This is a genomic window from Pseudomonas sp. 18.1.10, assembly GCF_024655625.1.
Lineage (GTDB): Bacteria > Pseudomonadota > Gammaproteobacteria > Pseudomonadales > Pseudomonadaceae > Aquipseudomonas.
The window spans coordinates 1-8,880 of the sequence record NZ_JANLGL010000221.1; the positions used below are offsets into that span (position 1 = coordinate 1).

Sequence of the window (8,880 nt, forward strand, 5' to 3'; positions counted from 1 at the left end):
TCAGCCAATATATGAGGTGGCTGACACACAGCCTTCGCGAGCAAGCCCGCTCCCACACAAGCCCCTCCCACAGGGGGAATGCGGTCAACCAGCGGGCTTGCGCGGGGCCTTGGGTTTTTTCTCGGCGGGCGGCTTGGCGGCGGTTTTGGCCGGCGCTTTCGGCTTGGCAGCCGCCTTCGCCTTCGGTTTACTCGGCGTCAACGCTTCAGCCTCCGCCAACTTGCGCGCCATCTCCCAGTGCCGTGTGTCCTGGCCGTGGGGTTTGCCTTCCGACTCCCAGATCTGATGGGCCAGTTCCCGTATGCGTTTGTCTTCAGTACTCATCGCAATGCTCCTCACAGAAAATTTTCAGCTTTCTTGACCATCAGGATTGATAAAGACATTGACCGGGACATCCCCCAGGGCAGTGCTCAGTGGCAGCTCCATGTTTGGTGTGACTGCGCCTGTGTGGAAAAGTCCCTTCCAGTTTTGTGTCGTGGCGGCGAACGGTAATTTGACCCGTGTATCGCCCCAAACCTGCGCATCGATGTGCGGCTGCACACCGTTTTCTAGCAGCCGATGGGGCCAGCGCGGCACCACCACCAGCAGGTGTTTGCCCTGGTACTCGCGGCTAAAGGCAAGTACCCGTTCGGCGTGCGTGCCGACCACGTCCAATGGCGTGTAATCGCCGCTGCGAAACAGTTCGGGATGAGCCTTGCGCAAGGCCAATGCCTGGGCGATCACGGCCTGTTTGATGCGCCCGTCGCGCCAGTGCAACAACAGTTCGCCGATGTCCGGTGGGGTCTGCAGCGCCTGCTGGCGTGCGTTGAAGTCCACCGGGCGACGGTTGTCCGGGTCCACCAGGCTGAAGTCCCAGAACTCGGCGCCCTGGTATAAATCCGGCACACCCGGCACGGTGATGCGAAGCAAGGATTGCGCCAGCCCGTTGATCGCGCCGGCGCGGGCGATGGCCTCGGCGGCATCGCCAATGGCCGTGCGCAACGCGTGGCCGGCATCGCTGTGCAGCAAGCGGGTGAGGAAGGCTTCGACGCCTTGCTCGTAGGCCTCGTTGGGCGCGCTCCAGCTGCTGTGCAACTTGGCTTCGCGCAGGGCTTTTTGCTGCCATTGCCAGAGGCGTGGTTGATAGTCCGTGAAGTCTGCGTCCAGCGGCCAACTGCCCAGCAGCACTTGATAGAGGATTAACTCGTCGCCCGCCGAAGGGCTGCCGTCACTGCGCAACGGAGCGGCCAGGCTGCGCCACTGTTCCACCTGTTCGACGTACCACGGCGCGCATTCGCTGAGCACCGCCAGCCGCGCACGGCTGTCTTCGCCGCGTTTGTGGTCATGGGTGGCGGTGGCCAGCAGGTTGTCGGGGAATGTGCGCAAACGTTGCTGGTTGGCCTCGTGGAAGTCGGCCAGCGGCGCGCTGAACTGTTCGGTGCTGAAGCCCACATCGTTGCGCGACAGCAGCACCGCCGAACGATAGAACGCGGTGTCTTCCACGGCCTTGGCGGCGGCGGGCGAGGTCAGTTGCTGGAAGCGTACGCAGGCGTGCTTGAGGATCTTGCGCTCACGGCCCACCGGACGATCGCGCCACGGCTGGCCGCCGAGCCAGTTGGCCAGGTGCTCGAGCACCGGCCAGTCGCCTTCGCCCAAGGTGCTGCGGGCGCCGGCCATGGCCTGCTGGAACAGTTTGTCATCGGCGGCGCTGCGGCCCCGGGCGCTGATGTAGGTGCGGTACACCGGAAAGTGCACGATCAATGCCTGCAAGGCGCGGCGGATCGCGCCGAGAGTCAGGTCGCGGGTCATCACGTCGTCGCGGGCCACTTGCAGCAGCGCTTGGGCCACGCTTTCAAAGTCGCCGCCGAGGGAGCCATTGAGGATTTGCTGGCGGGCCAGCCGCGCTTCCTCGATAAACGCCGAGGGGCGCTCGCTGTGCCGGCTCCACAGGTCGGCCAGCGGGGCGAAGCCGTCGGGGTGATGTTGCAGCAACGACAGCTGGTTCATGAATTCATAGCCGGTGGTGCCGTCCACTTGCCAGTCTTCGCGCAGGGTTTCCCCTTCGCCGAGGATCTTCTCGACAAAGATCGGCAAGTGCCGCCCCGGCGCCAAGGCGTCCACGCGCCGCCGCAGCTTGCGGCAATAGCCCCGTGGGTCGGCCAGCCCGTCGATATGGTCGATGCGCAGGCCATCCACCAGGCCATCGCGGATCAGCTCGAAGATCTTGCCGTGGGTGGCTTCGAAGACAGCGCTGCGTTCGACCCGCAGGCCGCCCAATTCATTGACGTCGAAGAAGCGTCGCCAGTTGATGTCGTCCGCCGCCGTGCGCCAACTGGCCAGGCGGTAGGCTTGTTGTTCCAGCAGGTGATGCAGGCGCTCGAAATCGAAGCTCGCCAGTTGCTGCTCGATGGCGTGCAGCACCGCGTCGCTGGTGGCGCGTTCGGCCAATGCCTGCTTGAGCCACGCGGCCTCGTGGTAGGCGTCGTCCTGATCGGCCAGCGCGCTGAAGCGTTCGGCCATGGGCTTGAGCAAGACCCCGGTGCCGAGGATCTCGGCGTAATCCCGTGGGCAGATCGGGAAGCAGTGCTCGTAATGGGCGACATAAAACGCGCCGTGGGCCGCATCGAATTGCAAGGTCACGCTGCCGCTCTGCAAGGCTTCGCCGTAATCGCTGCCGAGAAAGGGCATGAGCAATTGGCCCTTGAGCAGGGGGTCTGGCGAGTGCCACTGGATATCGAAGAATTCGCTGTAGGGGCTCAAGCGTCCCCATTCCAGCAGGTCCAGCCACCAGGGGTTATCCGCGCCGCCGACGGCCATATGGTTGGACACGATATCGAGGATCAGCCCCATGTCGTGGGCCCGCAGCGCCGCCACCAGACGGCGCAGTGCGGCTTCACCGCGCAGCTCCGGATTGACCTGGGTCGGGTCGACCACGTCGTAGCCATGCATGGAGCCGGCGCGCGCACTGAGCAGTGGCGAGGCATACAGGTGGCTGATGCCCAGCGCGGCGAAGTAGGGCACCAGCGGCACCGCGTCATCCAGGGTAAACCCGGCGTGAAATTGCAGGCGTTGGGTCGCCCGTAGTGGCAGGTGTTTCATCGGTCACGCTCGTAGGCCTGGTTGCGCGCCACGGCCAACAGCTCCAGGCGGCGGGCGGCGCCGGCATTGTCCAACAGGCTGGAGGCTTCGCCCGCCAGGCGGCGGCGCCAATTGGGGTGGGTGTCGAGGGTGCCCGGCAGGTTGGCTTGTTCCTCCACCCCCAGCGCATCCTCCAGCGGCAGCAACACCAGCGGCGCCCGGGTGTGGCCGAGGTAGCGCACGCTGGCGTCGATCATGTGGTCGGTGTCGTTGCGGATCTCATCGACGAAATTCTGCGGGTCCTGGCTCAAGGCCTGGCGCAGCGCCTGGCGTTCGCGCAGGCGGTGTTCGCTCCATTGTTCCACGGTGGGGGCGTCGATCAGGCCCAGCTGGATATTCCACTCGATGTCGCGGCTGTGCCACCAGCCGTTGAGGGTGGGCAAGTCGTGGGTGCTGGTGGTGGCGAGGGCGTTGTCGGGCCAGTCGAGGATGGGTTTGAACTGGCCGTCGTGGCCTTGTTCGAACAGCAGCACGCGCATGCCGAGCATTGAGCGGCCGCTGAGTTTCTCGCGCAGGCCGTCGGGCACGGTGCCGAGGTCTTCACCGAGGACAATGGCCTGGTGGCGCTGGGATTCCAGGGCCAGCAGGCGCAACAAATCGTCCACCGGGTAATACAGGTACGCGCCTTCACGGGGCGAGGCGCCCATGGGGATCACCCACAGGCGTTGCAGGCCCATCACATGGTCGATGCGCAAGCCGCCGGCGTGGGCGAAGTTGGCGCGCAGCATCTCGATAAACGCGCGGAAGCCGTTGCGCTTGAGGCCTTCGGGGGAGAACGCGGAAATGCCCCAGCCCTGGCCGGCGCGGTTGAGGATGTCGGGTGGCGCGCCCACGGTGAGGTCGGCGAGCAGTTCGTCCTGGCGGCTCCAGGCCTGGCTGCCGCCGCCGTCGGCGCCCACGGCGAGGTCGGCGATCAAACCGACGCCCATGCCGCTGCCGCGCGCGGCCTGTTGGGCGCGTTCCAGGCAGCGTGCGATCAGCCATTGGCTGAAGGCGAAATAGCCGATTTCGTCGCGGTGTTCCTCGGCGAACTGCGCAAGTGCCGGGCTTTGCGGGGTGCGCCACGCTTCGGGCCAGTGGCGCCAGTCGAGGTCTTCACCGGCAGCGGCGCGCAGGGTTTGCACGGCTTCGAAGCGGCAGTGGTTTTCCAGGGCTTCGCCACCGGCCTGGCGGAAGCTGAGGAAGTCGGCGTGCTGCGGGTGATGGCCGTGGCGGAAGTCTTCATACAGCGCACGCAGCAGGCGGTGCTTGGCCTGGGCGGCGGCGGGCCAGTCGATCAGGTCGAGTTGTTCCAGGCAGTGCAGTTCTTCGGTGAGGCCGCTGGCTTCAATCGCGTTACGTACTTCACGCTCGCCGAGAATGCAGGCGGGCGAGGCGTACAGGCTGTTGAGGAACAAGCGGCTGGACGGTGAATAGGGGCTGTAGCGCCCGGTGTCGGCGCTGAACATCGCGTGCATCGGGCTGATCGCCAAGGCATCGGCCCCGCGTTCGGCGGCCGCGCGGGCCAGGTGCTCCAGGGCCAGGGTATCGCCGAAGCCGCCATCGCCCAGGCGACGCAGGGCATAGAGTTGGGCGCTGAGGCCCCAGGCGCGGGCGGGTTGGCTGTGCACGGCGTCGGCCACGCTGTAGCAGTGAACGGGCGCGACGGCGAGGGTGAAGGTCTGCTCGGCGATATGCACCTGGTGGTAGCCGAGGGCGATGACGCCGGGCAGCACGGCGTCGCCATCCAGGCGCAACTCCAGGGTTTCGCCGTCTTCGAGGCTGACCCGGCACAGGGTGTCGGGCTCGAAGTAGCGCGCCAGGTCGAGGCCCGCGCCGCTGTCGATGGTCATCAGGGGCGGCAGGTGTTTGTCTTGTTGCACCTGCTCCAGTTGTCGCAGGCTGGCGTCGATCTCGGCGTCGCTGTCGGCGGGGTGACCCAGGCCTTTGAGAACCGCACGCAGGGCGTCAGGTTGTACACGTTGCGGGCGGCCATTCGCGTCGATCCAATCGACGGCCAGGCCCGCGCGGCTGGCGAGGATTTCCAGGTTCGCTTCGCTCAAGGGTGCTCTCCAACAGGGGATAGGGTGACGCGTGCGCTGTAGGGCGGCAGTTGCGTGCCTTGGTGCGCAGGCGTTTCGAATAGCAGGTGGGTGGATGCGGGATGATCGAGGGCGGTGGCGCTGAGGTTGAGGTCGATCTGCAACAGGCTGCCATTGCCCAGGCGCCAGCGCGCACTGACGGCGCCGTCGGCCAGTACCTGCGCGCCCAGTGCCACGCTGCCGGGCAAGTGCGGCACCAGGTGCTGATGGCGCAGGCGCAGCAGGTGACGATAGAACTCCGCGTGTTCGCCGCCAGCGAATACCGGTGCCGACTGTTCAAAGGTCGCCAGGGCGTTGGGGTCGGGAATGCGTTCGCGCAGCGCCGGGTCGCGGAACGCGGCGAAGTCGGCAAACTCGTTGCGCCGGCCTTCGCGCACGGCGTCGGCCAGTTCGCCGTGGTGGTCGGTGAAAAACAGGAACGGCTCGCGGGCGTTGACCTCGTCGCCCATGAACAGCAGCGGGATCATCGGTGACAGCAGCAATAGAGCGGTCGCGGCGCGCAGTGCCTGGGGCGAGCAGAGTTGGTGCAGGCGCTCGCCGAGGGCGCGGTTGCCGATCTGGTCGTGGTTCTGCAAGAACAACACGAAGGCGCTTGGCGGCAGGTGGGCGCTGGGTTCGCCGCGCGTGTGGCCGTGGCGGGTGGTCTCGCCCTGGTAGATAAAGCCTTCGCCCAGGCACCGCGCCAGTTTGGCCGTGGTGTCGCTGGCGAAGTCGCTGTAGTAGGCGTCGGTTTCGCCGGTGAGCAACACGTGCAGGGCGTTGTGGCCGTCGTCGTTCCACTGCGCATCGAAATCATGCTCCAGCAGGCTGGCCTGGTTGAATTCGTTTTCCAGCACCAGCCAGACGTGACGGCCGATGTCCACTTGCTGGCGCACGCGCTGGGCGAGGGTTTGCAGGAAGCCGGGGTTGTCGATGGCGTGCACGGCGTCCAGGCGCAGGCCGTCGAAGCGGTATTCCAGCAGCCACATCAACGCGTTGTCGAGGAAGAAGTCGCGCACTTCGCGGCGCGCGAAATCGATGCCCGCGCCCCAGGGGGTGTGCACGTCTTCGCGAAAGAAGCCCTGGGCGTATTGACCGAGGTAATTGCCGTCGGGGCCGAAGTGGTTGTAGACCACGTCGAGGATCACCGCCAGGCCGTGTTCGTGGGCGCTGTCGATCAGGTGCTTGAGCTGCTCGGGTGTGCCGTAGGCGGCGTGAGGGGCGTAGGGCAGCACGCCGTCGTAGCCCCAATTGCGCTCGCCGGGAAACTGCGCGAGTGGCATCAGTTCAATCGCCGTCACGCCCAGCTCGGCCAGGCGCGGCAGGTGTTGCTCCACGCCGGCGTAGCCGCCCAGCGCGCCGACATGCAGCTCGTAGATCACCGCTTCATGCCACGGCCGGCCTTGCCACTGGCTGTGGCGCCAGGGGTAGGCGAGCGGGTCGACCACCAGGCTCCAGCCATGCACGTCCGAGGCCTGGGCGCGGGACGCGGGGTCGGGGACATCCCGTTCCCCGTCGATATTGAAGCGGTAGCGGGTGCCTGCCGGGCAGGCGATTTCGCTTTCAAACCAGCCTTCTGCCTGGGGCAGCATGGCGACGGACGTGCCGTTTTCCAGTTCAACGCTGACGTAATACGCATCTGGCGCCCACAAGGCAAAACGCGTGTGTTGCGCGTCCAGCATGATTGCGCCGTGGGGCCAGGTTTCCAGAGTCCGTGACGGCATCTATAGAGACCTCCCGTGATTATTTAGCGGATTTCCCCAGGGCCTTGGCCACCAGTTGTTCGTACAGGTCGGCGTAGGGTTCCACCGCCTGGCACCAGTTGAAGGGTTGGGTCATGGCGCGGCAACGCATGGCGTTGAGCAGGCGCGGGAAGGCGAAGACCTTGAACGCGCGGCTCAGGGCTTCCTGGTAGCTGTCCACGGTGGACTCATTGAACAGGAAGCCGGTGACGCCATCCTCGATGGTGTCCGCCAGCCCGCCGGTATTGCGTGCCACCGGCAGCGAGCCGAAGCGCTGCGCGTACATCTGGCTCAGGCCGCAGGGCTCGTAGCGCGACGGCATGAGCAGGAAATCGCTGCCGGCGAACATGCGCCGGGCGTCGGTTTCGTTAAAGCCGATGCGCACGCCGACCTGGCCGGGAAAGCGCAGGGCCAGTTCGCGCATGGCTTGCTCTTCTTCCGGTTCGCCACGGCCGATAATCGCGATCTGGCCGCCATTTTCGACGATAAAGCTGGCAACGGCTTCGGTGAGGTCGAGGCCTTTCTGATAGACCAGGCGCGAGACCACGGCAAACAGCGGGCCGCTGGAGTCGTGCAGGCCGAACAGGTTGCGCACATGAGCCGCGTTGATCGCCTTGCCGTCCCAGTCGCCGATATTGAAGTTGTGGGTCAGGTGGCTGTCGGTGGAGGTTTCCCAACTTTCATCGATGCCGTTGGGTATACCGCTGAGCAGGCCTTGCTGGGTCTTGCTGGCGAGGAAGCCATCAAGGCCGCAGCCGAATTCGGGGGTGGTGATTTCCTGGGCGTAGGTCGCGCTCACCGTGGTGATATGGCTGGAATACGCCATGCCGGCCTTGAGGAACGACATCTTGCCGTAGAACTCCATGCCTTCCTGTTGCAAGGCGTGGGGTGGAATGCCCAGCTCCGGCGTCGAGGCCAGGCTGACCACGCCTTGATAGGCCAGGTTATGGATGGTGAACAGGGTTGGCGTGCGTGACCCACGCCAGTGCATATACGCCGGGGCCAGGCCAGCGGGCCAGTCGTGGGCGTGCACCAGGTCCGGGCACCAGTGGATCTGGGCGAGGTTGGCGGCCATGTCGGCGGCGGCCAGGCCGAGGCGGGCGAAGCGGATATGGTTATCCGGCCAGTCGCGGCCGTTGTTGGCGCCGTAGGGCGTGCCTTCGCGCTCGTACAGCTCGGGGCAGATCAGCACATAGATGACCAGGCCATCCTTGAGGTCCATGCGCCCGATCTTGCACGGTGGCAGCGCGGCGTGGCCACCCAGCTCGCCGACGATATGAATCGGGTTGTCGCTTTCCATCACCTGCGGGTAACCGGGGATCAACACGCGCACATCATGCAGATGGGCCATGGCGCGGGGCAGGGCGGCGGAGACGTCGCCCAGGCCGCCGGTTTTCACCAGGTCGGCGAATTCGGAGGTGACGAACAGGACTTTCTTGCGATTGGGGTTCTGGCTCATGACCGGCCGCGAAGTGGCTGGCAGATCGATCAATGAAGATCCCTCTACCGGCTGACTGACACGCTCTCCCTGAAGATCTACAGCGGCACTGATCATAGTTCTCTCCCACATGTTGGTTGGCTAATGGCCCGCTGCCATTAGCTCCGATGACCGCTTCCTGCGGTCAGGCGCACAAGCACGGTACAAACTGGCAAGGCGTATGCCAGATGCACATTTAGTTCGAAAAGATTGGATAGACGGGCGTTTGGTGTGAACCGCGTGCGTTCGCCTTACCTTAAAACTGGACCTACGGCAGAGTTGGAAAGTTTCGATTTTTTGCGGGGTTTTTGTTTTCGAACGGACCCATCGGTCATGAGTCTAGGACAGATCCTAGAGCCTGTAGGGTTTGTGAGGGATTTTTGTAGGACAAAAAACGTTTAACCTTATGCAGCCTTGAAAAAGCCTGTTCTGTGGCGAGGGAGCTTGCTCCCGCTGGAGTGCGCAGCGCTCCCAAGATTTTTGG

General features: G+C 65.0%; 5 protein-coding genes. All 5 read right to left on the minus strand.

The window, feature by feature from the left end:
* Window positions 1-84: 84 nt before the first annotated feature.
* Genes NUV89_RS24955 through glgA form a run of 5 tightly spaced genes read right to left on the minus strand, consistent with a single transcriptional unit; the run spans window position 85 to window position 8,474 of the window.
* A complete protein-coding gene (locus NUV89_RS24955; RefSeq protein WP_257783417.1) occupies window positions 85-324 on the minus strand; it encodes a DUF2934 domain-containing protein in 240 nt (79 codons plus the stop codon).
* A 24-nt stretch (window positions 325-348) separates the two neighbouring features.
* On the minus strand, window positions 349-3,078 hold the full coding sequence (locus NUV89_RS24960; protein ID WP_257783418.1) for a malto-oligosyltrehalose synthase: 2,730 nt from the start codon (window positions 3,076-3,078) through the stop codon (window positions 349-351).
* The gene (gene malQ / locus NUV89_RS24965; RefSeq protein WP_257783419.1) at window positions 3,075-5,159 is read right to left on the minus strand and encodes a 4-alpha-glucanotransferase; all 2,085 of its coding nucleotides are present in this window, start codon (window positions 5,157-5,159) and stop codon (window positions 3,075-3,077) included. Before malQ ends, NUV89_RS24960 begins: the two co-directional genes overlap by 4 nt.
* Window positions 5,156-6,901: a malto-oligosyltrehalose trehalohydrolase gene (treZ, locus tag NUV89_RS24970; RefSeq protein WP_257783420.1), complete on the minus strand. Its 1,746-nt coding sequence runs from the start codon at window positions 6,899-6,901 to the stop codon at window positions 5,156-5,158. The genes malQ and treZ overlap by 4 nt, the downstream gene beginning before the upstream one ends.
* 19 nt (window positions 6,902-6,920) lie before the next feature.
* Entirely contained in the window at window positions 6,921-8,474 is a 1,554-nt protein-coding gene (gene glgA, locus NUV89_RS24975; protein WP_257783421.1) for a glycogen synthase GlgA, read from the minus strand.
* Window positions 8,475-8,880 lie beyond the last annotated feature (406 nt).